Annotated in this window: 22 protein-coding genes and 1 tRNA gene; 7 read left to right on the top strand and 16 right to left on the bottom strand. The window is 55.3% G+C overall.

The genetic code is table 11. The features are described from left to right. Positions 1-249 precede the first annotated feature (249 nt). Positions 250-1,695, bottom strand: a complete 1,446-nt coding sequence (locus JN414_RS10390; RefSeq protein WP_202207789.1) for an LTA synthase family protein — start codon at positions 1,693-1,695, stop codon at positions 250-252. A gap of 226 nt (positions 1,696-1,921) precedes the next feature. Between JN414_RS10390 and JN414_RS10385 the strand changes: the two genes are divergently transcribed. From JN414_RS10385 to JN414_RS10375, 3 genes are read left to right on the top strand one after another with little or no spacing between them, the layout of a single operon-like run. After that, positions 1,922-3,490: a hypothetical protein gene (locus tag JN414_RS10385; protein ID WP_202207788.1), complete on the top strand. Its 1,569-nt coding sequence runs from the start codon at positions 1,922-1,924 to the stop codon at positions 3,488-3,490. Then, positions 3,487-4,854 carry a capsule biosynthesis protein gene (locus JN414_RS10380; RefSeq protein WP_202207787.1) on the top strand — a complete coding sequence of 456 codons (1,368 nt, stop codon included), beginning with the start codon at positions 3,487-3,489 and terminating at the stop codon, positions 4,852-4,854. The genes JN414_RS10385 and JN414_RS10380 overlap by 4 nt, the downstream gene beginning before the upstream one ends. Next, positions 4,851-6,062: a glycosyltransferase family 1 protein gene (locus JN414_RS10375; protein WP_202207786.1), complete on the top strand. Its 1,212-nt coding sequence runs from the start codon at positions 4,851-4,853 to the stop codon at positions 6,060-6,062. Before JN414_RS10380 ends, JN414_RS10375 begins: the two co-directional genes overlap by 4 nt. 109 nt (positions 6,063-6,171) lie before the next feature. On the opposite strand, the gene JN414_RS10370 is transcribed toward JN414_RS10375, so the two are convergent. The 10 genes from JN414_RS10370 to hisB form a co-directional block, all read right to left on the bottom strand. Beyond that, positions 6,172-7,320: a glycosyltransferase family 1 protein gene (locus tag JN414_RS10370; protein ID WP_215768799.1), complete on the bottom strand. Its 1,149-nt coding sequence runs from the start codon at positions 7,318-7,320 to the stop codon at positions 6,172-6,174. After that, complete coding sequence (locus JN414_RS17230) at positions 7,304-7,789, bottom strand: sterol desaturase family protein (RefSeq protein ID WP_202207784.1); 486 nt, start codon at positions 7,787-7,789, stop codon at positions 7,304-7,306. Before JN414_RS17230 ends, JN414_RS10370 begins: the two co-directional genes overlap by 17 nt. A gap of 1,352 nt (positions 7,790-9,141) precedes the next feature. Next, positions 9,142-9,217 (bottom strand) — tRNA-Glu (locus tag JN414_RS10355). 50 nt (positions 9,218-9,267) lie between these two features. Next, a complete protein-coding gene (locus JN414_RS10350) occupies positions 9,268-9,633 on the bottom strand; it encodes a histidine triad nucleotide-binding protein (RefSeq protein WP_202207783.1) in 366 nt (121 codons plus the stop codon). Between the two features lie 11 nt (positions 9,634-9,644). Then, the gene (locus tag JN414_RS10345; RefSeq protein WP_046901090.1) at positions 9,645-10,019 is read right to left on the bottom strand and encodes a phosphoribosyl-ATP diphosphatase; all 375 of its coding nucleotides are present in this window, start codon (positions 10,017-10,019) and stop codon (positions 9,645-9,647) included. Between the two features lie 4 nt (positions 10,020-10,023). Then, entirely contained in the window at positions 10,024-10,785 is a 762-nt protein-coding gene (gene hisF, locus JN414_RS10340; RefSeq protein ID WP_202207782.1) for an imidazole glycerol phosphate synthase subunit HisF, read from the bottom strand. Next, a complete protein-coding gene (gene hisA, locus JN414_RS10335) occupies positions 10,779-12,125 on the bottom strand; it encodes a 1-(5-phosphoribosyl)-5-[(5-phosphoribosylamino)methylideneamino]imidazole-4-carboxamide isomerase (RefSeq protein WP_202207781.1) in 1,347 nt (448 codons plus the stop codon). The genes hisF and hisA overlap by 7 nt, the downstream gene beginning before the upstream one ends. Continuing rightward, positions 12,122-12,760: an imidazole glycerol phosphate synthase subunit HisH gene (gene hisH, locus JN414_RS10330; RefSeq protein WP_202207780.1), complete on the bottom strand. Its 639-nt coding sequence runs from the start codon at positions 12,758-12,760 to the stop codon at positions 12,122-12,124. Before hisH ends, hisA begins: the two co-directional genes overlap by 4 nt. Then, positions 12,745-13,077 (bottom strand): hypothetical protein, encoded by a 333-nt coding sequence (locus JN414_RS10325; RefSeq protein ID WP_237389975.1) that lies wholly within the window; start codon positions 13,075-13,077, stop codon positions 12,745-12,747. The genes hisH and JN414_RS10325 overlap by 16 nt, the downstream gene beginning before the upstream one ends. Before the next feature lie 56 nt (positions 13,078-13,133). Next, positions 13,134-13,730, bottom strand: coding sequence for an imidazoleglycerol-phosphate dehydratase HisB (hisB, locus tag JN414_RS10320; protein WP_046901095.1), 597 nt, complete (start codon positions 13,728-13,730; stop codon positions 13,134-13,136). A gap of 175 nt (positions 13,731-13,905) precedes the next feature. Between hisB and JN414_RS10315 the strand changes: the two genes are divergently transcribed. The 3 genes from JN414_RS10315 to JN414_RS10305 are packed head-to-tail and all read left to right on the top strand — an operon-like array spanning position 13,906 to position 16,734. Further along, positions 13,906-14,508: a nitroreductase gene (locus JN414_RS10315; protein WP_237389974.1), complete on the top strand. Its 603-nt coding sequence runs from the start codon at positions 13,906-13,908 to the stop codon at positions 14,506-14,508. A 5-nt stretch (positions 14,509-14,513) separates the two neighbouring features. Next, complete coding sequence (ubiM, locus tag JN414_RS10310) at positions 14,514-15,698, top strand: 5-demethoxyubiquinol-8 5-hydroxylase UbiM (protein ID WP_202207778.1); 1,185 nt, start codon at positions 14,514-14,516, stop codon at positions 15,696-15,698. 19 nt (positions 15,699-15,717) lie between these two features. Then, positions 15,718-16,734, top strand: a complete 1,017-nt coding sequence (locus JN414_RS10305; protein WP_202207777.1) for a zinc-binding alcohol dehydrogenase family protein — start codon at positions 15,718-15,720, stop codon at positions 16,732-16,734. 9 nt (positions 16,735-16,743) lie between these two features. Here JN414_RS10305 and JN414_RS10300 read toward each other — a convergent pair whose 3' ends face one another. The 4 genes from JN414_RS10300 to JN414_RS10285 form a co-directional block, all read right to left on the bottom strand. Next, entirely contained in the window at positions 16,744-18,201 is a 1,458-nt protein-coding gene (locus JN414_RS10300; protein WP_202207776.1) for a glycosyltransferase family 2 protein, read from the bottom strand. Between the two features lie 17 nt (positions 18,202-18,218). After that, entirely contained in the window at positions 18,219-18,701 is a 483-nt protein-coding gene (locus JN414_RS10295; RefSeq protein WP_202207775.1) for a hypothetical protein, read from the bottom strand. Between the two features lie 86 nt (positions 18,702-18,787). Beyond that, positions 18,788-21,163 carry a DUF3772 domain-containing protein gene (locus tag JN414_RS10290; RefSeq protein ID WP_202207774.1) on the bottom strand — a complete coding sequence of 792 codons (2,376 nt, stop codon included), beginning with the start codon at positions 21,161-21,163 and terminating at the stop codon, positions 18,788-18,790. Between the two features lie 184 nt (positions 21,164-21,347). Then, positions 21,348-22,421 carry a quinone-dependent dihydroorotate dehydrogenase gene (locus JN414_RS10285; RefSeq protein ID WP_202207773.1) on the bottom strand — a complete coding sequence of 358 codons (1,074 nt, stop codon included), beginning with the start codon at positions 22,419-22,421 and terminating at the stop codon, positions 21,348-21,350. Between the two features lie 103 nt (positions 22,422-22,524). Between JN414_RS10285 and JN414_RS10280 the strand changes: the two genes are divergently transcribed. Continuing rightward, positions 22,525-22,740, top strand: a complete 216-nt coding sequence (locus tag JN414_RS10280; RefSeq protein ID WP_064275151.1) for a hypothetical protein — start codon at positions 22,525-22,527, stop codon at positions 22,738-22,740. 2 nt (positions 22,741-22,742) lie between these two features. Here the strand turns inward: JN414_RS10280 and JN414_RS10275 are convergent, their stop codons facing one another. Further along, complete coding sequence (locus tag JN414_RS10275; RefSeq protein ID WP_202207772.1) at positions 22,743-23,588, bottom strand: sugar phosphate isomerase/epimerase; 846 nt, start codon at positions 23,586-23,588, stop codon at positions 22,743-22,745. Between the last annotated feature and the right edge of the window lies 1 nt (position 23,589).

Genomic DNA, 23,589 nt, shown 5'->3' with positions numbered 1-23,589 from the left:
CTGGAATTGCTGGGCACGGGTCTCACGCGGTGGCTGGGTGAAAGAAGCGGGACTATCATTCAAATGATAATTATTCGCAATAAGAATTTTTGAAAAAGATTATGACGGTTGAAAATTTTAGGGCTGGTGCGGTGATGCTGATAATTTCTGTGTAGAAATTATTTTTTATTTTCTCGTAGTGTATAGGGCAATAAAAATTAATATATCAACAAGTAAAAATAGTTGAATATTTCTTATTAAACTTCATATTTATTTCTTATTTGTGGACAATTTTTTTAAAATAACATCATGCAGTTCTGCGGGCGTTATCGTGCAGGCGGTTGCGGGGGCTGCTGCCTTTTCGATGTTATAGGTGAGAGAAATGAAGGGTGTTGATCGTACCGGGGCAGGGTGAACGTATCCGGGGATTGAAGGGCGATGGTCACCAAAAAAGATCAGATGTGCGGGACGGCCACATTCTTGTAGGGTACGGTTCAGGCTCTCCAATAAAGCGTCACCATTATGAGCGTGGTGATTCCAGGCTGCGAGCGGGTCTGTCGCATCCAGGCGTCCTGCATCCCAAGGGCCATGATTTTCCATGGTGACGACATAAATCAGTTCCGCCTCATCAGTTGTTAGTATGCGGTTGTGGAGATAGTCGCCCAACGCCTTGTCGCTAATGTAAGGCCCGGATTTTTCAGCGTTCTTGAAATCATCAGGCCCGACTAGCGTCGTGAAACCCAATGCAGGCATCAGACGGTCGCGACCGTAAAACCGTAGATCATGAGGATGGACAAAAAGTCGTTTTTCATAAAGCGCGGCAAGTCGATTTGGCAGCCCAAATGTTCTTTCATCCTCGGCTGTCAGAAAAGGATCAAATGCACGAAACCCAAGGTCCTTATCACTGCGGCCGCAGAGCACGGCATACTCCGTCCGCATCGTATAAGCACCGAACCCGCTGACGGAGAGTCTTCCATATTCATCAGACGTTTTCTGTAGTCGCTCAAGTGCTTGGAGAGGGGGAAGAAAATGCCCAGGGACAAGATCTGTGGGATCAGCAAATGACTCACACTGTATGATGATTAAAAAGGGAGCAGGGTCTTGGTCTGGCTTAAGTGCCGGGAGCGGAGGCACTGCAGCAGGAGATGGAGTTGCGCGCCATCTTAGTGTGTAGACTATCAATACGGAGAGTAAGCCGTATTGCGTGATATCTGCCTGAAGATTGGGGCAGGGCATGAAGCCGGAGCGCCAATAAAGCTTCCAGTTGGTGCCAACCACCGAAAGGGCGCCCAAAGAGACTGCCAAGCCTGCAAGGTGAGGCGCTGGCGTAATGGACGAGAAGGCTATGACGCACCCAATCACAATCATTACCGCAGGAAGAAGGATGATCTTCAGGGAGCTGGGAATTGCCGCCAAGTAAAAACGCGGATAGCGCAAGAATGAAGCGGCTACTGCGAGATCAGAAAAAACTAATGGCTCACCTAACACTCGAAATTTGATGTTCGAAGCGATCACGACAGCAAGAAATATTGCTCCAGTGAGAACGCAGGCAACCCAGAAGCCGCCCGTCAGGGCAAGTGCCGCACCATAAAAAATTAAGATAATCAGGGTATGGATTGCGTATCCACGCCAGCCAATGCGAGATGGTCGAGTAAATCTGTCAAATAAGATCGAAAATACGATCGTACAAAGAAGGGAGAGCAGAAAGTTCTTCACAGAAACGACGCAGAAAAAAGATAAATCATGAATTCGAAATCGGCTTCCGGATGTCGCGGGCTTTCAGTTAGAAAGCATATCTATGAGATTTCATCCATCACGCACAGGCTCTACGACTGACTCAGTCTTGCTCAGGCGTCCGCCAAGGAAAGAAAGCCGAGCTTCCGAGCTGGGATGCATCTCTTCATTTGCCGGTGTGACGCCTACATTTTCAGCAGATTCTCTTTTGCAGGACATTCGGTCTGGCCGAATTGGTGGAACGTTCTGGCTGCCCCCGGCAGTAATGTCTTCCGGTCGCAAAATCCTTGTCTCATTGCCGCCAGATCCGGATCTGGCATGGGCTTTATGGAGCCATGTCACGGCGCGGGTAAAGGCGAGTACGGTTGTAGTACTGTCTCCACATCTGCATCACGCTGACAGGGTCAGGGCCGCAGGTGGGCAGGTTTTGTCGAAAGTCGATCCCCACAGTGTTGTAGAGAAGGTTGAAGAGGTTTGGGCTGCTGGCCGGGATGATGCTGCGCTGCTGGGGGCAATCTATGGCCGGGCAGTAACGCTATGGTCGCCCACAGAAGGCGAGGTGGTATTTTCTGAAGCCATGGCGCTTACGTGGCTGACAGAGTCCGTTTCCTGGCACAGTCCCTTCGATGGCCGCTCAATTGATTTCAGCGAAGCCGTTAGGGTCGTGGCTGACGACCGCCGGGCATGGGAGCGCACGAGAGATGTGGCGGTCTGTCTTGGCATGGCGTGGTGGAAACGCAAACGTATCCGAGAATTTTTCAATATCGGCCGTAATCGGGTCTTTTTCCGGAAGTCGATGTACGGGGCGTTAAAAGAAGCCCAGCGCAGGAAAGGAATAATCGCCGCCTGGTCCAGTCGTATTCCGTCGGGACTGGAGCGGAAGGCAAAAGCTCAAGGCATCGGCATATGCCAGGTTGAAGATGGCTTTCTGCGGTCTGTTGGGCTTGGCAGTGATCTTTTGCCGCCCTGTTCCATCGTTCTCGACCGGTCGGGTATCTATTTTGATCCTTCCCGACCCAGCGATCTGGAAAAGATCCTGATGAGAACGGCTTTTGATGACAGGCTGCGTGAGCGTGCCCGCCATTTGATTGACACACTCGTCGTGCGGAATGTCTCCAAATACGGGAGTACGGCTGACGTTGGTTCCTTGCTCGCTCGACCGGCAGGCAAGACGGTTATTCTGGTGCCAGGTCAGGTCAGTAATGATTTGTCCATTCAGTTGGGCTGTGGGGACGTCAGCGACAACCTCTCCCTCCTCCGTAACGTTCGTGACCGGATGCCTGATGCGTACATTGTTTTCCGCCCCCATCCAGATGTTGACGCAGGTCATCGCCCAGGCGGCGTCAGAGACGATATTGCCCTGCAATATGCAGACGAGATTGTACGGGGTGGCGCAATGGTGTCTCTGATTGCGCAGGTGGATCAGGTTCACACCATGACATCGCTTGCAGGTTTCGAAGCCTTGCTGCGTGGACGGGCAGTTACGACCTATGGAAATCCGTTCTACGCGGGATGGGGGCTGACATGTGATCTTGCCCCCAGCACGGGCAGGAGAGGGCGAAACCTGCTTTTGGAAGATCTTGTGGCAGGAGCGCTTATTCTTTACCCGCTTTATTTGGATCCGGTCACCCAAACGCCATGTGGACCTGAAGTTCTTGTCGAGAGACTTTCTGATCCAACAATCTGGACTACATCTTTCACTGTGCGTTTACGGCGCTGGCAGGGTCGGCTACGTAGGCGCGGACAGTATATGCGTATGAGGATCTGGCCGAAATGAAGGCAACGGGCGATAGCCGCTTCGGCAAGGAAAATCTTAAACCTCTGACCACACGGCATTTTCTGTTTCTGCAGGGATTGATGGGGCCGTTCTTTGAGCGCGTTGGAGAGGCTCTCCTGGCGGATGGTTACAAGGTTTCCAAAATTAACTTCAATGGCGGAGACAAGCTCTTCTGGCGCCTTCCCGGGGGTGTGGACTATCGTGGAAGTCTTGAAGACTGGCCCGAATTTCTACGTCACTTCATAGTGCGCCGTGAAATCACGGATGTCGTAATTTTTGGGGACTGTCGGCTGCATCACATGGTTGCAGCGAAGGTTTGTGAAGACCTTCAGGTTCCGATGCATGTCTTTGAAGAAGGTTATCTCAGGCCCGATTGGGTGACCCTTGAACTCGGGGGCGTGAATGGTCACTCACGTCTGCCGCGGGATCCTGAGTACTATCGTGTGGAAGAAAAATTACTTCCTCCCCAGGTTCCCCATAGTCCTGTTCCGTCCTCTTTTCAGCGGCGTGCAGCAGAAGGTATTGCTTACAATACTGCCGATCTTCTGCTCCGTTGGTATTTCCCTCACTGGACAAACCATCGCCCCTGGCACCCTCTGGTCGAGGGGGTAGGCTGGCTGAGACGGTTTTCCCGTCGCAAGGCTGTTGCGGAACGTACAAAGAAAGTCCTGGCCCGGCTTGAGGCCTGCAGGGCTCCTTATATGCTCTTTCCTCTTCAACTGGATGCTGACGCGCAGGTCCGTCTTCATTCAGATTTTAACGGCATGCAGGATGCGATCGAATACGTCATTTCCTCCTTTGCTACCCACGCTCCAGAAAATATGCGGCTTATCATCAAGCAGCATCCACTGGATAACGGCCTGCGCGATTGGCGTCACATCATTGCGTGTTCTGGTCGTCGGCATGGTGTGCTCGGACGCATTGGCTTCATCGAAGGCGGTGATATTGCATTGCTGGTAAAGAGGGCCGAAGGGGTCATCACCATCAATAGTACGACCGGTACACTGGCTTTGGCAGAAGGCATTCCAGTTATTACGCTGGGGCAGGCCATCTACAATATTGCCGGCATTACATATGAAGGAACGCTCGACGCATTCTGGAAGAAACCAGAAAAGCCGGATATGGAGCTTTTTGCAGCTTTCAGGCGTGTGCTGGTCGAATACTGTCTCGTTGCTGGTGGTTTTTTCTCAGACGAAGCCATGTCCAAGCTTGTCCGGGGTGTCGTAGCGAAATTCGAAAGACACTCGCCTCAACTTTTTCAGACCAGGGCGACCGAAGAGGGACATGAATTCTGGCATGGGATGAGCCGTCCGTTGTTGCGCCTTTCAGAAAAGGTAGCGGACGCAGTAGGGGCGCCTGAGTGAAAGATAAGGCAATAACTCCGTTTCTGCTGGATATTTCACGCCTTCTTTCCCGTTCGAGCGCAAATGTACCAACAGGTATTGATCGGGTCGAACTGGCCTATGCGCGATATTTGCTGTCCCATGCGCCCGAACAAACGCGGTTTTGTGCCATGCATCCCATCGGTGTGATGGGCATGATTGACGGCACAGTGGCGAGGCGGTTCATAAAGGCGCTGGAAGTCCAGTGGGGGCAGTCCGTGTCTGGTCGACCGGCCGCACCGTTGCGCGGTGTGATTAATCGTGGCCTGTTCTGGCGCAGACCTCGGGCATTGCAGCCTGGAACGGTGTACCTCAACGTTTCCCATCATCATCTGACGCGTCCCAGGGTGGTGGATGCCTTTCTGAGGCAAACGGGCGCGCGTTTTGTCGTGATGATTCACGATCTCATTCCAATAGACTATCCGGAATATTCCCGTCCAAGAGAGCCCGCTCGTCACGAAGTCCGCCTTGAAACGGTCGCGCGCTATGTAGACGCCATTATTGTACCGTCGCATTATGTGAGGGAATCCGTTTGCCGGCATCTGGCTGCAAAGTCAGCTAATATTCCTGTTTATGCTGTTCCTCATGGCGTAGATGCTCCTCACCAGCTTTCACATCATGCGGAACTGAATGCCTCACTGCGTACTCAGTTGGCGGGACGTCCCTACTTTGTTTGCTTGGGCACCATTGAGCCCCGTAAGAACCATCTTCTTTTGCTAAATGTCTGGCGTCGTCTTGTAGAGCGGGACCCGTCTTCAGCGCCTGTGATGGTAATTGTAGGAAAGCGTGGTTGGGAGAATGAGAATATTCTCGATCTTCTGGATCGTGCGCCTGCTCTCAAAGGGCACGTCATTGAGTGTCAGTCTCTGGCTGATACAGAGGTGCAAACTCTGTTGAAGGGCAGTTCAGGGTTATTGTTCCCCTCTTTTGTCGAGGGCTTCGGTTTGCCGCTTGCAGAAGCCTTGTCGCTGGGAGTGCCTGCTCTCTGTGCCGATATCCCAGTTTTGCGAGAAGTTGGCGGAGAGGCAGCTCGTTATCTCGATCCTCTGGACGGTCCAGCATGGATGGATGCAATCATGCGCTATGCTGCTCTGGGATCGGACCGACAGAAACATACTTTGCAGACCGAAAATTTTTCCGCTCTTTCCTGGGACGAGAGCGTGGCTCAGGCACTGGAGCAGATAAAATAATCAGGTGTGAGGATGCCAAACCTGATCTCGATTTTGATTGCGATGAAATTAAGGAACCGACAGTTATCTGCGCATGATCTTACCGAACATTTTCGTTCGACAAAAAGCATCATCCGGTCAGTAATCGTTGATAAAAATTTTTCATGCGCAGCACGTATGGGTCGATAGCAAACGCCTGTGCGCGTTCCTGGCCTGACGATGAGAGTTCCAGGGAGAGGGCATCGTCATAATCGAGTTTTGTAAGGCCTTCGGTCAACGCTTCTGTACTTGTACTGTCCACCAGAAATGCCGCAGTCCCGGCAATTTCCTCTGTCGCATGCCCAAAGCTGGTTAAAACTGGCGTGCCTAACGCCATAGCTTCCAAAATGGGCAGGCCGAACCCTTCCGCCAATGAAGGGAAGGTGACACATCGTGCTTCTCTGATCGCGCGGACCAAGGCCGGTCTACTGCACCAGGGAAGGATGTGAACACGCTCGGGAGTCGGGTGGTGCGCAAGAGCTTGAAGTTCTTCGGCTCCTCCAAACCCTAAACCTCCGATCAGGATTAACGGGCGCATCGTTCCTGAACGGCCATGTGCCTTGATCAGGCGTCCAATGTTTTTGCGACGTTCAATCGTTCCGAAGTAGAGAAATCCATTTTTCGGACAAGGAGCTTCGACAGTCAGAGACGCCTCCATGAGGTCTGTCGCAAAAGAAACAGATTGGGAAAGCATGCTGACTTTTTGGGGAGGTAATTCGAAGAAGCTGATCAGATCTTGCCTGACTGCTTCTGAAACGGTGACGATAGCATCTGCATTGTCGCACCAAAATTTCAGGCGTCTATGGAGTCGCTTGGTCGGCGTGTCGCTAAATTCTGGATGAAGCAGTGGAATAATGTCGTGGATCGTCACGACATTAGGAATACCGTGCCATCGCATGGGAACTGGATAGGTCCAGTGCATCAGGTCCGGCGGTGTATCTGCTTTTATGGAAATGGGGGTGTGAAACGTGCGGTCTCTTATTTCAGCGGCACGATAAAGGTCATGGCCCACATAACCGTCAGAAGTCGGTTGAACGTGATGAGTGGAGTGGGCACTCTGGAAAAAACGTTTAATTTTTCTGGGAAAACTATGAGGACGAGTATGGTTAGCCATATCGTCGTGCAGCCATGCCGGGCTGATGCCTACATCGCTGTAGGCTTCTCCCAAAGTTGCGGCGTATGTTGCAACACCCGTGCCTCCGGAGCGGCCCGTATTACGGGTATCAAGTCCGATCCGCATAGGCTTCAGGAAGAACGTCCGGTCTTGTGTGGAAAACACGGTCCCAAATATCATTGCTGACAGCGAAATTCTTTTCCGGTGCAGCGTAATGATGGATGAGGTGATGGCGACGAAGCTTTCGCAGGATACCGCGTTTTGGGCGATATTGATGGCAGGCATAATGAACAAGATCGTAGGCTATGTAGCCAGCGAGAAAGCCCAGAAAAAATGTTGTGCCCTTATGGCCGCCTAAAACATGCGCCAAGCCCCAAAGCAAACCACCGAGTGGCAAAGTAACGGAGAGGGGCATCATGTTGCGGAGCTTCTCTCCAGGCTCTTCATGATGATTGCCATGGATCAGGAAGATGAACCGTTGGCCGATTTCATGAGAAAGGTTGAGATGGAAGAGGAAGCGGTGTCCGATATATTCAAAAAAAGACCAGAAGATAAGGCCCGCAAGGAAAAGTGCCACAAATGGGACCGGCGCCATCGGCATGCAGTCCATGCAGACAAGGGAAAAGATGACGACCCATACGGGGACGAAAACTGACAACGGCATATATGTGAGCCGTTCCAGCCAATCATTTCTGAAAAGCCTCAATGACACTCGGCAGAATTCCCCTGAAACCCTTGTTTTCTGTGCTGAATTCCCTCGTGTTTTCGGAAAACAGAACTAGTTGATCTATGCGATCATATCGATGTTCTCAAGACACGCATAGTAATGTTTGAGCTTTGAAGTGAGGGGCGTGCTCTTCTCGCACGGCCTCTCAGGTTTACGGGGAGTTCTCTGCCTGGTTTGAGCCTTCAAATGTATAGCGAACATTTCTGGTGAGCTTTCTGCCTCGCAGGAACACAATTGTGTGCTCTAGGAAAACATTGAAAATCTACGAGTTTTTATCCGTATGATAGAGAATGTAGCTTTCCGGCAACATAACATTTGGCCACGATACAGAAGACTAGGTCACGTTGAGAAAGGACCTGATCAGAAGCCTTGCGGCGGTGAGGTTGAGAAAACTCATGAAGGACAAGTCGGTGTTGTCGTAGCGGGTTGCGATACGGCGCATCTGCTTGAGCTTGTTGAACATCCGTTCGATATGGTTGCGGTAACACTGCCAGTCTGTTTGCTGGAGAGCGCTACGACTGTTACGTGAGGGAATAGCCGGCAGGTCCCGTGGATCAGCAGATCCTGGTGGAGGCTGTCACTGTCATAGTCCCGGTCGGCCAGCATGGCGTTGGGGTGCGGGACAAGCAACTTTTCAGGGTGCCTTGTGGCTTTGTAGTCCTAGACCGGGCCTGCCGGTAAGGACAAAGGCGAGAGGGCGTCCCTGATAGTCACACGGGCATGGATTTTGCTCGTAAAACCGCGCGTGATCGACCAAAAGCTTCCGAATGAGCCCACCCTCGTTGTCCCCGTGGCCTGTGAATGGGCACGGACTACGGTGCTATGGAGAAGGATGTGACTGCCCCCTCGTGGTTGATAACCTGCCGTTCCTTTAGCTCTGTTGGCAGGGTTTCGAGCGCATGGCAGTGTCTGTATGCTCAGGGGCGGCTGACTGCGGGATCGTTCTGAATAAAAGTGTTTGAGAGGCAGGGGGGTCAGTTATTTCATCCCTGATGCCGACAGTCTTTTGAGGTAGTCGCTCTCGAATATCCTCAGACAACTTTGACTAACGACGAAGCCATTTCTACAAGCGCGAGCTTGTGCGGTCATTCTAATCAGAAATTTTTAATAAATGGGGATGTGTATCAGATACATGAAAGTAGCCTCCGATACGTAATGCCAATTAGCATACGAGAGTGGGAAAACGATTTTTTATGTAAAATACAGTTACTTAAGGTAACTGGTGTCCCATAGGGGATTCGAACCCCTGTTGCCGCCGTGAGAGGGCAGTGTCCTAGGCCTCTAGACGAATGGGACCAGAGCGAGGGCGTTAATAGAAGAGGCCCTCTGGGTTTGCAAGTACTATTTTACAGTTTTTGTGAAAGCAGCGGCCCAAGTGCTGCCCCGCCAAAAAGGTGGACGTGGAAGTGAGGAACTTCTTGGCCTGAATTGGCGCCGGAGTTGCTGATAAGGCGAAAACCGTCTTTCGTCAGCCCCTCTGCTTCAGCCACTTTTGCGACCGCTCTCCAGAAGCCAGTAATGGCATCGGCTGATGCTGTCGCACTGAAGTCCGCAATGGAGACATATGGCCCTTTGGGGATGACCAGCACATGGATAGGTGCCTGCGGGGCGATGTCGTGAAAGGCCAGCGCGTAGTCGTCTTCGTAAACCGTGCGGGAGGGGATCTCCTTACGGAGGATACGCGCAAAGATATTACTGTGATCGTACGTCATGGCTTTGTCCCTTAACCAAGCTTTTCCTTGGGGCGCGATGCTTTTTCGGCAATCCCGCTCGTGCCTTCGCGACGCTTCAGTTCAGCCCACACATCGTCAGGGGAGACGCCTGCGTCCACCCACATGACGATGAGATGATAAAGAACGTCAGCGCTCTCTCCGACGAGTTCCTTGCGGTTGCCGTTGACGGCTTCAATCAAGCATTCAACAGCTTCTTCGCCAAATTTCTGGGCGATCTTGTTGCGACCACGGGCCATCAGACGCGCTGAATGGCTCAGCGTCGGGTCTGTGCCGCGACGGGACTGAACGGTCTCGAACAGGCGCTCCAGCACGTGCTCCCTGGCCGGTGTCGTTTTGCGCTCTTCCGGCTTTGCTGCTTTTGCCATTGCCTTATTCTCCAAGTCTGACCGGAAGGCCGGCCTCATTCAGTGCCTGTTTGACGTCCCCAACGCGGAACTGTCCGAAATGGAAGACGCTGGCGGCTAACAGGCCGCTTGCGCCAACCTGGGCGCCTTCAACAAAGTGATGCAATTCGCCAACGCCGCCGGATGCAACAACAGGGATGGTCACTGTACCACAGACCGCTCTGAGCAGATCCAGATCGAAACCGGACTTCGTGCCATCACGGTCCATGCTGGTGAGCAGGATTTCTCCTGCGCCCAGATCCTGCATCTTTTTGGCCCATACCACCGCGTCCAGCCCAGTGGGTTCGCGGCCGCCCTTGGCATAGACTTCCCAGCCACCGCGACTATTCGATCGCGCATCAATCGCCACGACCACGCATTGGCTGCCAAAGCGTTGCGAGGCTTCGCGGATCAGTTCCGGGCGTGTGATCGCGGCCGAGTTTACGGCACATTTATCAGCGCCAGCCAGAAGCAGGCGTCGCATATCCTCGCAGGTGCGAACACCACCGCCGACCGTCAGGGGAAGGCAGATGGCTTCAGCCGTGCGGCGGACGACATCCAGAATGGTATCGCGGTTTTCGACGCTGGCCGTGATGTCCAAAAATGTCAGCTCATCAGCACCGGCAGCGTCGTAAAGCTTGGCCTGCTCCACCGGATCACCCGCATCACGAAGGGAGACGAAGTTCACCCCTTTGACGACGCGGCCATCCTTGACGTCAAGGCAGGGAATGACGCGGAGTTTCAGCATGAACCGAGTACGTCCAAGGCGTCCTTGAGGGAAATACGCCCATCATACAGCGCCCGGCCGACGATGGCGCCGGAAATGCCAGGTACATCGCGGGCAATAGTGCGCAGGTCCCGAAGATGATCGAGGGTGCCGACGCCACCGCTCGCAATGACGGGAATGGAGAGGCGGCGCGCCATGTCTGCAGTCTGTTCGAGATCAAGCCCGGCCAGCATCCCGTCGCGGGTGATTTCCGTGAAGATGATGGCGGCAACGCCTGCATCTTCCATACGGAGTGCCAGATCGTTGGCTTCAAGTTCCGAAACTTCTGCCCAGCCTTCTGTTGCAACGCGGCCTTGGCGGGCATCAATCCCAGCAACAATCTGGCCCGGGAAGGCGCGTGCGGCCTGTCGGACCAGTTCCGGGTCTTTTACCGCCACGGAACCGAGAATGATGCGAGAAACGCCGGCTTCCAGCCAGCGCTCAATGGCAGCCATATCGCGGATACCGCCACCAAGCTGCACCGGCAGGCCAGTAGCTTTCACAATGGATTCAATGGCTGGCACATTTGTTGATTTGCCAGCGAAAGCACCATTGAGGTCAACGACGTGCAGATGGCGGCAGCCTGCTTCTTCAAACAGCTTGGCCTGTGCCGCAGGGTCGTCGGAATAGTGAGTGGCATCTTCCATCTCGCCACGGCGAAGCCGAACGCAGGCGCCGTCTTTCAGGTCGATGGCGGGGTAGAGCATCAGGCCCTGATGGCTTTTGGTGGTCTCGGGGGAAACAGGCGCGCCGCCGGCATCCGGTGCAGCAATGCTGGACTGCCAGCGGGCTGCTTCATGTTCACCGGCGAGTAGTTTGGAGAAGAAAAGTCCGCGCACTGTCTGGCCTCCGATCCGTGCATAATAGGGATGGGTGCCCCAGTGCTCAAAACCGAGCGACCGGAACAGCCCGATGGCAGCAGCATGCGTTTCACGCACGTCGCAGTTGATAACTTTGCTACCCATGGCTTTTGCGCCTTGGATCATGGCCTGAATCAAAGCGCGCCCCAGTCCTCGCCCTCGGGCGTAGGGTGCGACAAAGAAGCCTGTCAGATTGACTGTGGCGGCATGGGCTTCATAGCTTGAAGGCGGACGCACAAGCTGTCCCGCACCGCAAATGATGCCGTCTTCGCGCAGAACATACAGGCTGCGCTCCTGCACCAGCAGCAGGCCTTCGAAATAACGCTCCAGAGCCTGATTTCCGGGCGGCTGGAGCCAGCCAAAGCCGCCACCATCCAGGATACCCGCGGTTGCAGCTTCGCAGAGCGCTTCCATATCATCAGGGGAGAGGGAAGAGACGACCCGTTCGCAAACGACGGTCATGACGTCCACCTCAGGAAGTTGCCCATGATGGTCAGGCCAACAGTCTGGCTTTTCTCGACGTGGAACTGTGTTCCGCACCGGTTGCCGCGCGCAACAATGGCGGGGACCGAATTTCCGTACTGTGCAGTCGCAACCAGTTCGTCTTCATGGCCATCATGCAGGGCATAGGAATGAACAAAATAACCGTGCATTCCGGGCTCCAGGCCCTGCGTCAGCAAATGTGCGCCCGGTTTGAAATCAAGAGTATTCCAGCCCATGTGGGGCAGGCGCAGACCTGCGTTGGCGGCTTCATCCATGCGGCGGATATTGCCTGAAATCCAGCCCAGTCCTTCGGTACGGCCATGCTCCAGGCCATATTCACTCATGAGCTGCATGCCAACGCAGATGCCAAGGAAAGGCGTGCCTTTAGCCGTTGCAGTCTCAAGAATATTGCGAAGATCCGGCCCAAGGCCTGCGGCACAATCTGCAAACGCCCCCTGACCTGGCAGAATCAGGCGATCGGCATTCAGGATGGCTTCCGCATCGCGCGTAATGGTGACGTCTGCGTCAAGTCCACGCAATGCCGCAGCCTTTTTGGCGGCCTGAGCGGCCGACGCAAGATTGCCACCATTATAGTCAATTACGACGACGCGCATGGGAACTCCGGGGGGCTAACAGGTGATGTGTGCCGGTCCGCCCAGCGGATCAGCGCAATGTCCTTGCTTGGGGCAGGGATTGGCAGGCCCATCTGGCGGCCATTAAGGCGCATTTCCCACAGACGGATTTCTGCCGTGAACGTGGCAAGGAGCGCATGAATGCCTACGATAATCGCCATGTCCCAGCGTGAAGCAATAAAGACATGCAGCAGGATGGACGCTGCTGCGGCAAGAAGTCCGGAGATCCAGGCACCATAAGTGAGAAGGCCCAGCCATCCGAAAAACATGACACGCCAGGAAAAACCGTTCTGCACCATGACAGGCAGACCTAGCGGCCGCGATGAGGCAGGGTCCGTACAGGGCGTGAAAAGCTTCACAGGACGCCTTTGGTGGAGGGAATGGCGCCCGCCGCACGGGGGTCCATCGAGACGGCAACGCGCAGGGCCCGGGCCACTGCCTTAAAGCCGCTTTCTGCAATATGGTGAGCGTTCGTTCCTGCCTTGCAGGTCAGGTGCAGCGCGATGTGCGCAGACATTGCAAAAGCACGGAAGAATTCTTCAAAAAGTTCGGTATCCATCGTGCCGATCTTCTCGCGTGGGAAAACCACGTTCCACGCCAGATAGGGGCGGCCGGAAATATCCACCACGGCTTCGCACAGGGCTTCGTCCAGTGGCACCAGTGCATGGCCGAAACGCTCGATGCCGCGCTTGTCCCCGATTGCCTGACGGAAAGCCTGCCCGAACACGATGCCGACGTCCTCGACCGTGTGGTGCCCGTCAATGTGCAGATCACCCTTGGCGAGCAATTCCAGATCGAAGCCACCATGTTTGGCGAGTGCCGTCAGCATATGGTCGAAAAAGCCGATGCCACTGTCCACGGTTGAGCGTCCCTGCCCATCAAGAGACAGGGCAAGGGTGATATCGGTTTCGCTTGTCGCGCGGTGCAGACGGGCGTGACGGGGTTCGGTCATGGTGATTCTGCTACACCAGCGGGAGGGTTATTTCCACGCTGTCCCTGAGATAAAGGATGAAAAAGAAGGCCCCTAGAGTGCCGCAGAACGAGAAGACTGTCACCTGTCTTCAAGAGTTGGGGCGAGACTCTGTCGCCCCCTTGGCGGATGCGGCTGATCGCGCCATATCTGGGCCATGGCACATCATCACTCCTCCCTCGACTTTCTTCTCTCCCGCGCCTCGACCGATAACCTCGTTGAGCCGACCCCCAAGGGCGAGCAGCTTCGCAATATTCTGTCTGCAGGTTTGCGAGCGCCGGATCATGGCCGGATGCGACCGTGGCGCTACACGGTCATTAAAGGAAAGCATCGGGAGGCCTTTGCTCAGGTAGTGCTGGAAGCCATGGAACGGCAGGAGCCTGATGCCCCCTCTGCCAAGAAGGAAAAGCGCCGGGATCGTTTCTCCAATATGCCCATGATTATTGCACTGGGGATGCATATTGTCCCTGACGGCAAGATCCCGGTCATCGAGCAGGAAATGTCCGTGGCTGCGGGTGCGATGAATGTTCTTAACGCTTTGCACGCCGAAGGCTTTGGCGGGGTTTGGGTCACAGGACCTTTCTGCGAAGACCGCGCGCTTCTCGAATCGCTTGGGTTGAAAGATCCGCATCGTCTTGCAGGCTTCCTGTTCGTCGGAACGCCGGAAAAGCCGGTCGAGGGGCGCAAGCGCCCGGACATCGAAGAGTATATGGCGGTCTGGAAAGGCGAGCCCATTACATTTGATGCAGACGCAGGCTGAACAGAATGCGGTATGATGTGATTGTTGCGGGTGGCGGCCCGGTTGGTCTGGCTTGTGGCATTTCTCTTGCCCGGGATGGACGCAGGGTTTGTGTCATTGAGCGCTCGCCAGTATCTGTGCTGGCTGATCCACCTTTTGACGGGCGAGAAATTGCTCTGACGCATCACGCCGCGAACTGGCTGAAAGATGCGGGAGCATGGGCTGAAATCCCAGCAACATCCATTTGCCCTATGCACACAGCGCGCATTGAAACAGGTGCGGCAGGTAGTCCACCGCTTCTGTTCGATGCGCCAGCCGATGGCCCTGACGCACTTGGATATCTTGTCGCCAATCATCTGATTCGCCGGGCTCTGTACCGTGTGGCAGAGCGGACACCGGGCCTCGAAATCCGCGCCGGGGAAGGGATTGAGACGGCACGACACAATGCGCAGTCCGCCTCTGTAACACTGACAGATGGTACGGAACTGACTGCTGATCTTCTGGTCGGAGCAGATGGACGCTTCTCGCGATTGCGCGACAATGCGGGCATCGGTGCAATCATTCATGATTTTGGCCGGAGCATTTTGGTCTGTCGGATGCATCATCCGGAAAGCCATGCTCATACCGCGCTTCAGTGGTTTGACGAGGGACAGACAATTGCCCTTTTGCCAATCGCTCCTGACGGACGTGAAGGGGCTTCGTCCTCGCTCGTTCTAACCTTGGAAAACGATGAAATTGCGCGACTGAAGACGCTCGACGCCGACGCATTCAACGCCGAGATCACGGAGCGGACGCAGGGACGTATGGGTCCAATGGAGCTGGAGAGCCTCCGGTGTTCCTATCCCCTGAAAGCGGTCTATGCTCATCGCTTTCATGCGCCGCGTTTTGCCTTGATCGGGGATGCTGCCGTGGGGATGCATCCTATTACGGCCCATGGCTTCAATCTGGGTCTTAAAGGACAGGAAACGCTCGCGCGTGCCATCGCCGATGGGCCTGGAGACGCGGGGTCCCCTAGCGTACTGTCAAAGTTCGCCCGGACGCATCGTATGGCGACGGCGCCCCTGTTTGCTGCAACCAATGCGATCGCGACAGTTTATACGCGTGATGAGACGCCATTTCTGGCTGCCAGAAAGTTGGGTCTGGCCGTTGCTAACCGCCTTCTTCCCTTCAAATCAGCTGTGACAAGCATGCTGATGGATCGTAATTCCTGAGTACCTTGCGGAGCCCGTCATGAAAGCTTTCGGACACACCCGTGCGACCCGCATCGAAGAAACAGATGCGCTCGTGGAATTGAATATTCCGACCCCTGAGCCGGGCCCACGGGATGTTATCGTTGAAATTTCGGCTGTTTCCGTGAACCCGGTTGATACAAAACTCCGGTCTGTCGCTCCCCCTGAAGGAGAAGCACGCGTTCTGGGTTACGATGCCGTGGGGCGGGTTGTGGCAACGGGTGGTCAGGTTCGCGGGTTTCGTGCTGGCGATCGGGTCTTCTACGCTGGCAGCAATCTTCGTCAGGGCAGTAATGCCCGCTTTCAGGCGGTTGATGAGCGCCTCGTTGCATGTGCCCCGGAAAGCCTGACGGATGTCGAAGCGGCCGCTTTGCCTCTAACCGCTTTAACGGCGTGGGAGTTGCTGTTCGACCGTCTGGGCCTCACGGCCGGGCAAATGGAAAGCCCGGATGCGCTTCTGATTGTTGGCGGCGCTGGAGGTGTCGGGTCAATTCTGACGCAGATTGCTCGTCGTCTGACCGGCTTGAAGGTCATTGCGACAGCATCCCGGCCGGAGACCGTGGAATGGTGCAAATCCATGGGGGCGCATCATGTCATTGATCACCGTCGTCCGCTCGATCAGGAACTTGCCCGGATTGGTCTTCCACATGTACGGTATGTGGCCGGTCTAACTGCGACTGGGCAGCACAAGGATGCGATTGTTCGCGCGCTGGCCCCGCAGGGTGCGCTGGCCATGATCGACGATCCGGGTGAATTTGATATCATGCCCTTCAAGCGAAAATCGCTTTCCGTCCACTGGGAATATATGTTCGCGCGTCCAGCCTTCAATACGCCAGACATGGCTGTGCAGGGGCGAATTCTTGGGCAGATTGCGTCGCTGGTCGATGCAGGATTACTCCGAACCACGCTGCATCAGACGCTGGGTCCTATCACGCTGGAAAACCTACGTCTGGCGCATGAACTTCTGGAAAGCGGGAAGGGAATTGGGAAGGTCGTGCTGTCAGGCTTTCCAGACTGAGAACTTCTGTCAGGCTGGGAGTTTGGCTTCCAGCATCTGACGTTCCGTATCATCCAGAAAGTCCATTAGTAGAGGCAGCACAGAAACTGTCAGTCGCAAATTCTCTTTGGACAGAAAACTGATGGCAGCAAGAGAAACCGGCTGAGACAGGGCAAGTCTTGCGAAGCTGAGTGTAGGGCCGGTTAGAATGGCATTTGCAGCGGTTTCGTCCTCAAGGGGGCAGAGTTGGAACAACTCCCATTCCTTGACCTCGCGCCGATCCGACGTGACCTGCCCACCCAGAACATGCGGGGTCGCACTCAGGAAAAGATTACAGTCTGCCTGGCGCAGGGCCACAGATCCTGCCTCTGTTGTAGGCACGACGTCATAAGGCAAAAAATCGAGCAGATGCAGATTGCCGTCCAGGTTGACTGGAGCTGGATTGCCATCAGCACCAATGGCGGCCAGAAAAACGCGGGAGGTCGCTTCCCCAATTCTTATCGCGAGAAGCAAAGGGTCTGTTGACGCTTGGTCGGTAACTGACGCCTTGGTGTCACGGACGCAGATATGACCACCGCCCAAGGGCATCAGTGTAAATGCATGCAGTGTGGGTGTCGCGGGAGGGAGCGGGGCTAAGCGTTCAGTGTCCGGAAGAGCATCAAGAATTCCTGCACGGCCTTGGCGAACGACATTGCGAGCCCATTCGCGGATAATGTCTGTTTTACGTTGAGGCGTTGGATCATAGAGGTCGTTATAATCTGCCTCTGTGAAGGCCTGCATACCATACTGAACGTCTTTGCGGCGTTTTGTGCGCTCTACGTAATGCTCCATGCTTCTGAGCTGGTAATGCATGACTTTCGCATTTTTCCATTCTGGAATGCGGTCCGTGATGCCTAGTGTGTCAGACCACTCAATGTCCTGTCTGGCGTCGTTGACGTAGCGATAAGGGGCAACGTCGAAATAATGAACATTGCACCATTCGCCACTCCATCGATCGGGGCGGACAAAGGATTTGACGTGACGGTTTATGTAGATCTCAGGTTTGTAGTGATGCGTGAAGGCATGAAAGGCCGGAGCACGTGGTTTGATGACATGGCCTGAACTGCCGTAATTGCACCAGTTGATTCCAACCGCACCAACATCATCGTCCATCTCGCTCAGGAACTGATGAATGGTCTTGTGGCTCGGGAAAAATACATACTCATCCGCATCCAGAAAGCCGACCCAGTCAAACTCACCTTTGAGGTGTTCCAAGGCTTCAAGATAGACCTGTTTCTGTCTTTCTATATGAGAGCCGCCATCACTATCGATGCGGTAGAGGCGGATATCATGCACACAGGCTGCGTCTGTAATAACGCGATCTGTTCCATCTTTCGAACCATCATCGAAGATGATGATGGTATCCACACCAAGACTGACATACCAGCCGAGCCACCAGAGGATATCAGAGACCTCATCGCGGACGATGGCAACAACGGCAACTTTCATACAGGGCTGATTTCGACTCAGTTAAAGTGGGTACGCAGGAGCGGTGTGGGTGAAATGCAGAGAAGGATAAAGCCAAAAATGGCCATGACCTTCAGGATGAAGAACACCATATGCTGGCACACTTCCCCATTCGTGGCCATCATCATGAAGGGGTCCGGTGGGGGAAGAGGAGCCTTGGGGTCTGTCTGCAGTCGCTCGAGTGTGGAATTACGCTGATTGGCGTATTCGGCCCGACGACGAGCCATTTCAGTGCCGGAAATATCGGCTTTGCCATAAAGCTGGACGAGATAGTTTTCGAGGTCTTCCCGGCGGTATGCGGGCTTCCCATTCGGCATATGACCGCGCTCTGGGCCTGCTCCAAGCATGGAAAGCAGTCTTAGTCGACGGAGTGACAGTCCCAGATAAGCGGCAGCTTCGGTGACGGCGAGCATTCGCGCACGGATGGGCAGATGAAAAAGCTGCCCTGAGCTGTTGTGTCCGGAAATATGTGATGGCGGCACGGTCTGTGTCCCTGCGGTTCAGACACTCAACACCTTAAAGGACGGCCAGTGGAAAAGCGAGGTTTTCCACTGGCTACTTGGAAATATCAGGCAGTCGTGAGTGTGACATTTTCCGCATTGAACCGACGGAAAACATCGAACAGGATCGCATCCTGTATGGCGGATGCGTCCCGGGCAGACAGGATCCGGACAGTCAGGCTCATGGTGAGGCTGAAGCTTGCGAGCGCACTGATCCGCACCACAGGTGCAGGATTAGACAGAATTTCAGAGCGCTGGGCAGCCACCTCAATGAGCAGGGATTTGGCTTTTTCCAGATCGGTGGTGGTGGGCACCTTGAAGTTCAGTGTCAGAGCGCTTGTTGAACCGGACAGGGTACAGTTCTTGACGCTGGACGTGATGAACTGCGAGTTCGGAACAATCAGCGTCGAACCGTCGCCAAGGCCAATATCCGTAGCCCGGATGCTGATGCGCTTAACGTCACCCTTGGCGCCCGCGATTTCCACCATATCCCCGACCCGGACTGGTCGTTCTGCCATCAGGATCATGCCGGAGACGAAGTTCTGTACAATGGACTGAAGGCCGAAACCGATACCCACCGACAGCGCACTCACCACCCAGGTGAGGTTCTGAACAGACAGTCCAGCAATCGACAGAATGCCAAGGCCAACCAGGATCCACGAGCAGTATGTGAAAATGCTCAGGATGGATGTCCGGGCACCGATATCAAGCTGCGTGGTGGGCAGGAAACGATCTCGGATCCAGTGTTTTGTCTGGCGAATGATGTAGTAAGCGACGCTTACCAGCACGACGCAGAGAACGACCGTATCGAGCGAGATCTTTACGCCATTGATGGTATTGCCGACGAACAGCAGGCGCAGGCGGCTGCCTATATCGCCCACGCTGAAGCTTCCGTCAGTCTGTGCGATCGAGAAAAGCAGCAGCAGCAGCAGGATGTTCCCAATGCCGGACAGCAGAACACCGATCTGCGTGAGGCGACGCGAAGACAGGCCGAGAGGGTGCAGACGTGCACTAAAGCGGCCTTCTGGATCAAAAAGATGATCCAGAATGCTACGCCAGCACAGACCCAGAAGCACAACGACGGCCAGACCCGTTCCTAATGACAGGAGCCAGCCGTTCAGGGAGAATGCGAAGGAGACATATCCCAGCAGCACGGCGATGAGCGAGATGCCGAAAATCAGGGAAGACAGGCCCAGCGCGGTGGGTGCGAACTGGCGTGTATCGTCCTGCTTGCCCAACCGGCGGAAGGTGTCGATTGCACAGATGCCAATCGCCAGAGAGAACGCCATTTCCAGGACGGTCTGAAGCGTGGGGCCGAAGACATCCTGAGCGCGGAAAGAGCGAAGAAGGTTCAGGACAAGAATGCTGAGTGCCAGCATCCAGTCCACACCACGGAGGGCGCGGCGTTCATTTGGATTGCCCTCCAGAACACCTTTCCGTCCGAAAACCGGGAGGCCGGCGCCGATGATAAAACCGCAGATCGGCAGGCTTTCTCCCAGAATGGCGGCGATCGGACCGCCATCTGCATCCAGTACGGCAGCACTCCAGATCAGCCAGGCAAGCCCTCCGAGCAATGCGCAAAGGATGCCATTGAGTGTGATGGCGATGATGCTGCTGGCGAGCGCGTCTTTTACGCCAGTCTCCGCAGAGGAACGGAATTTGGCGCCAGCGCGCTTTAGAAGGCGCAGAATGAAGGGGGAAGCAATTCCGATCAGGACCAATGTTCCCGCCGTGCCGATCAGGAGCATCATCCATGCTGATAGTACGCCGTCTTCATGGAGCGACGACTTGTTTTCCGGCCGTTCTGTCAGGAGGGCATGCCAGAATTTGGGCGCCAGCGGAGATACTGTCCGTTCAGACAGAGCGGCATTTTGCAGGCGTGTCCGACGCGTGGCGATGGCGGAATTGAGCTGCTTGGCCTGAAGATTGTAAAGTTTGGACCGCATCAGGGCAGACTTCACACCCTGGGAGTTCTGCTGCAGTCGCGCGCGCTGTTCCGTGACAGACGGGTCTTCGTTTTCTGCGGCCTTGGGCCCAAGAATTTGAAGATAGGAGTCCGTGATGTCGTCGTAGTTCTGAATCTGTGTCAGTGCGTCCTGTGTATTTTGCTGAACACGCTGAGCACGCGCAGACAGATTGTCCAACTCGGTACTGCCAAGATTGGCGTCTGTCCGGTTAAGAACATTGAGGATCTGTTTCAGCGTTGCTGAACTGTCTTCAAGTTGGCGGTTGATCGTGTCCGATACGGCCGTCCAGCCCAGACCGCCGTTCTTGTCCACAACGGCTTTCTGGGTTGTTGTTGGTGCTGCCTGTGGGGCCGCAGCGGGGGCGGCATGGCCTGTGATCGGTACGCCACACAAGAGCGTCAGGGCAAGGAAAGCGCTTCTGCACGTGAAGCGGGTTCGCCGGCGGGTTTCCGGCCCTGTGAGGTGGGGCTCTTGCATGTGGGGCTTTCACTCCTGGTTTTGATGTTGGGTTTTAACGATCCGAAGAGCCACAAGGTTCAGGAAAGCCTTGCAGAGGCGACGATCGGGGTCTTTTTCGGCTGGCGAGCAAAAAGAAAGCGCCTCTGCCAGACTGGGCAAAGGCGCTGGTATTGATAACGTTTTTTGAAACGAGACGCAGGCTTCAGACGGAAAGAGCGGTCCCGTGTGCGTCTGCAATGGTTTCGAACCCTTCCCGACGCATGGCATTCAGAAGTTCCGTCTTAAGGCGACTGAGAAGAGCGGGCCCCTGGAGCACGAAAGACGTGTAGATCTGGACCATGTCCGCACCCATACGGATACGGTCCAGCACGTCTTCTCCTGTTTCGATACCACCGCAGGAAATGAGCGCGATGCGGCCCTTGTTCAGGTTTGAGACAACCTTGAGAACTTCACGCGACCGGGATGCCAGAGGTCTGCCAGACAGGCCACCGGTCTCGGCTGCCAATGGGCTCGTTAAACTTGCTGGGCGGGCAATTGTCGTGTTGGTCAGGATTAGTCCTTGTGCCCCGCCCGCAATGGCAGCCTCAAGAATGGGCTCGTAGGAGCTGTCGTCCATGTCTGGAGCCAGCTTGACCAGCAGAGGCAGACGATCCGGGTTGCGCGTGTTGATGGCACTCAGCAGGTCCGTCAGCATCTGGGCGGACTGAAGGTCCCGCAGGCCGGGTGTGTTGGGTGAGGACAGGTTCATCGTCACGTAGTCCACATAAGGACTGACGCGGGAGACGAGTTCCGGATAATCCCGCAGAGGCTCTGCGCCGATCTTGTTAATGCCGATGTTCGCGCCCAGAGGCACTGTCGCACCGCGTGTGCGGCCATTAGGCATCGGGCGATGCAGGCGTGCGAGATTGCGGCAGAACCGGTCAATCCCGCAGCCGTTGAACCCCATGCGATTGATGATCGCGCCGTCTTCCGGCAGGCGGAACAGGCGCGGTTGGGGATTTCCCGGCTGCGGTCGTGGTGTGACGGTGCCCGCTTCCACATGGCCGAATCCGAGTTTGGCCAAGGGGCGAACGGCGCGCGCATTTTTGTCAAAACCCGCAGCCAGACCAATTGGGTTCGGAAAGCGGAGTCCGAAAGCGCGGGTGGCAAGTGCCGGTACGTCTTTCGGAGCAGACCCTCCCAGCCCAAGGGCCATGGAGTTTATGGCAAGCTCGTGCGCCGTCTCCGGATCGAAGCGATGCAGGAGGGGCGTGGCCAGTTTTCCAAGATCAATCATGAGTCTTTCCCTTACCGCAAACCTGAGCAGCGTGCACGTGGTGGGGCAGAACGTGAGGGGAGAGGGGTTGGCGGGAGCATGGGGACGCGATAGACGCGAAACAATGTGGGAAGAACCCTATCTAGAAACATGTTGCCGCTCGACCCTGCACCGACTTCTGCTTTGTGGCGATGCAGGGCGGCCAACAGGTCTGCGTGACCAGCCCTGCCTTGAGCGCCTGGAGCGCATGGGGTTCGTTCGCCTGCGCGAAGACGGTCGTTTTGTGATCACGGATGCCGGCATGACCCGGCATCGGCTGGAAATTGGTCCGACTGGCTGATGTCAGGCCTTGTTCCAGGCATTCTCCAGTCCCTTGCGTGATTGACTGATAAGAGCCTCGAGATCTCCGTCATAGAGACTGTCCGGAACCTCTGACGAGAAAATTTCGACGGTGCAGGCTCCACGAAAGCCCGCCTCCCAGGTGGCGCGAAGCATGTCATGCAGAGGAATGACGCCATCGCCGGGAATGAGCCGATCCGTGGCAGAATATGGCGTCCGCCAGTCGCTCACCTGAAGAACGTTGATTTTCTTGCCAGCTTTCCGAATGGCACCACAGACGTCGTCTTGTTGCCAGATGTTCCAGTAATCCAGGCAAAGGCCCATCGCTGGGTGGCCAACACCATCAATGATCTCCAGGGCCTGCTCTATCGTCCAGATTGCGCTCTCAACATTGACGGATGTGGGATTTAGCGGCTCCAGCGACAGGGAAACGCCCAGATCAGCCGCCAGCGGGCACAAGTCTCGCAGATAACGTGCGGTCTCATCCATGACGCGATGCATGTTCCCATTGGGTGGAGCGCCTGTGTTGGTGACAAAAACGGCGCCGGGCGCATAGGGCGCAAGAGTCTCAAGGCTTTTCCTGAGGCATGCTGCACGCTGGGCCGGGTCGGTTGGTTCAGGGGCCATCCGGCTGTCGAAGAAGGTACGGACAGAAGGCTGAATGGCGCTGATGGTCATGCCGCTGTTGGCAGCAAGAGACATCTGTTCATGGATGCGTGCAGGGTCCAGCTTCGCTTCGCAGATCTCGATTGCCTGTACGCCTGCTGCTTTGTAGCGTGCGACATCTTCTTCGAAGGACCAGGGCTGGGTGGTAAATTCGTTCATGCCGAACAGAAAGGGCAGGGACATC

The organism is Gluconobacter sp. Gdi, from assembly GCF_014132155.1.
Taxonomy (GTDB): domain Bacteria; phylum Pseudomonadota; class Alphaproteobacteria; order Acetobacterales; family Acetobacteraceae; genus Gluconobacter.
Note: the sequence above shows the minus strand (reverse complement) of the source record. Positions and strands in the feature narration are given on the sequence as shown.

What these genes read in the sequence shown, in the direction of transcription:
- JN414_RS10380 (WP_202207787.1), top strand. Translation starts at nt 3,487, where the DNA reads ATGAAGGCAACGGGCGATAGCCGCTTCGGCAAGGAAAATCTTAAACCT.
- JN414_RS10370 (WP_215768799.1), bottom strand. Translation starts at nt 7,320, where the DNA reads ATGCGGATCGGACTTGATACCCGTAATACGGGCCGCTCCGGAGGCACG.
- JN414_RS17230 (WP_202207784.1), bottom strand. Translation starts at nt 7,789, where the DNA reads ATGGCGCCGGTCCCATTTGTGGCACTTTTCCTTGCGGGCCTTATCTTC.
- JN414_RS10350 (WP_202207783.1), bottom strand. Translation starts at nt 9,633, where the DNA reads ATGACGTACGATCACAGTAATATCTTTGCGCGTATCCTCCGTAAGGAG.
- JN414_RS10345 (WP_046901090.1), bottom strand. Translation starts at nt 10,019, where the DNA reads ATGGCAAAAGCAGCAAAGCCGGAAGAGCGCAAAACGACACCGGCCAGG.
- hisF (WP_202207782.1), bottom strand. Translation starts at nt 10,785, where the DNA reads ATGCTGAAACTCCGCGTCATTCCCTGCCTTGACGTCAAGGATGGCCGC.
- hisA (WP_202207781.1), bottom strand. Translation starts at nt 12,125, where the DNA reads ATGACCGTCGTTTGCGAACGGGTCGTCTCTTCCCTCTCCCCTGATGAT.
- hisH (WP_202207780.1), bottom strand. Translation starts at nt 12,760, where the DNA reads ATGCGCGTCGTCGTAATTGACTATAATGGTGGCAATCTTGCGTCGGCC.
- JN414_RS10325 (WP_237389975.1), bottom strand. Translation starts at nt 13,077, where the DNA reads ATGGTGCAGAACGGTTTTTCCTGGCGTGTCATGTTTTTCGGATGGCTG.
- hisB (WP_046901095.1), bottom strand. Translation starts at nt 13,730, where the DNA reads ATGACCGAACCCCGTCACGCCCGTCTGCACCGCGCGACAAGCGAAACC.
- JN414_RS10315 (WP_237389974.1), top strand. Translation starts at nt 13,906, where the DNA reads ATGGCACATCATCACTCCTCCCTCGACTTTCTTCTCTCCCGCGCCTCG.
- ubiM (WP_202207778.1), top strand. Translation starts at nt 14,514, where the DNA reads ATGCGGTATGATGTGATTGTTGCGGGTGGCGGCCCGGTTGGTCTGGCT.
- JN414_RS10305 (WP_202207777.1), top strand. Translation starts at nt 15,718, where the DNA reads ATGAAAGCTTTCGGACACACCCGTGCGACCCGCATCGAAGAAACAGAT.
- JN414_RS10300 (WP_202207776.1), bottom strand. Translation starts at nt 18,201, where the DNA reads ATGAAAGTTGCCGTTGTTGCCATCGTCCGCGATGAGGTCTCTGATATC.
- JN414_RS10290 (WP_202207774.1), bottom strand. Translation starts at nt 21,163, where the DNA reads ATGCAAGAGCCCCACCTCACAGGGCCGGAAACCCGCCGGCGAACCCGC.
- JN414_RS10285 (WP_202207773.1), bottom strand. Translation starts at nt 22,421, where the DNA reads ATGATTGATCTTGGAAAACTGGCCACGCCCCTCCTGCATCGCTTCGAT.
- JN414_RS10280 (WP_064275151.1), top strand. Translation starts at nt 22,525, where the DNA reads ATGTGGGAAGAACCCTATCTAGAAACATGTTGCCGCTCGACCCTGCAC.
- JN414_RS10275 (WP_202207772.1), bottom strand. Translation starts at nt 23,588, where the DNA reads ATGTCCCTGCCCTTTCTGTTCGGCATGAACGAATTTACCACCCAGCCC.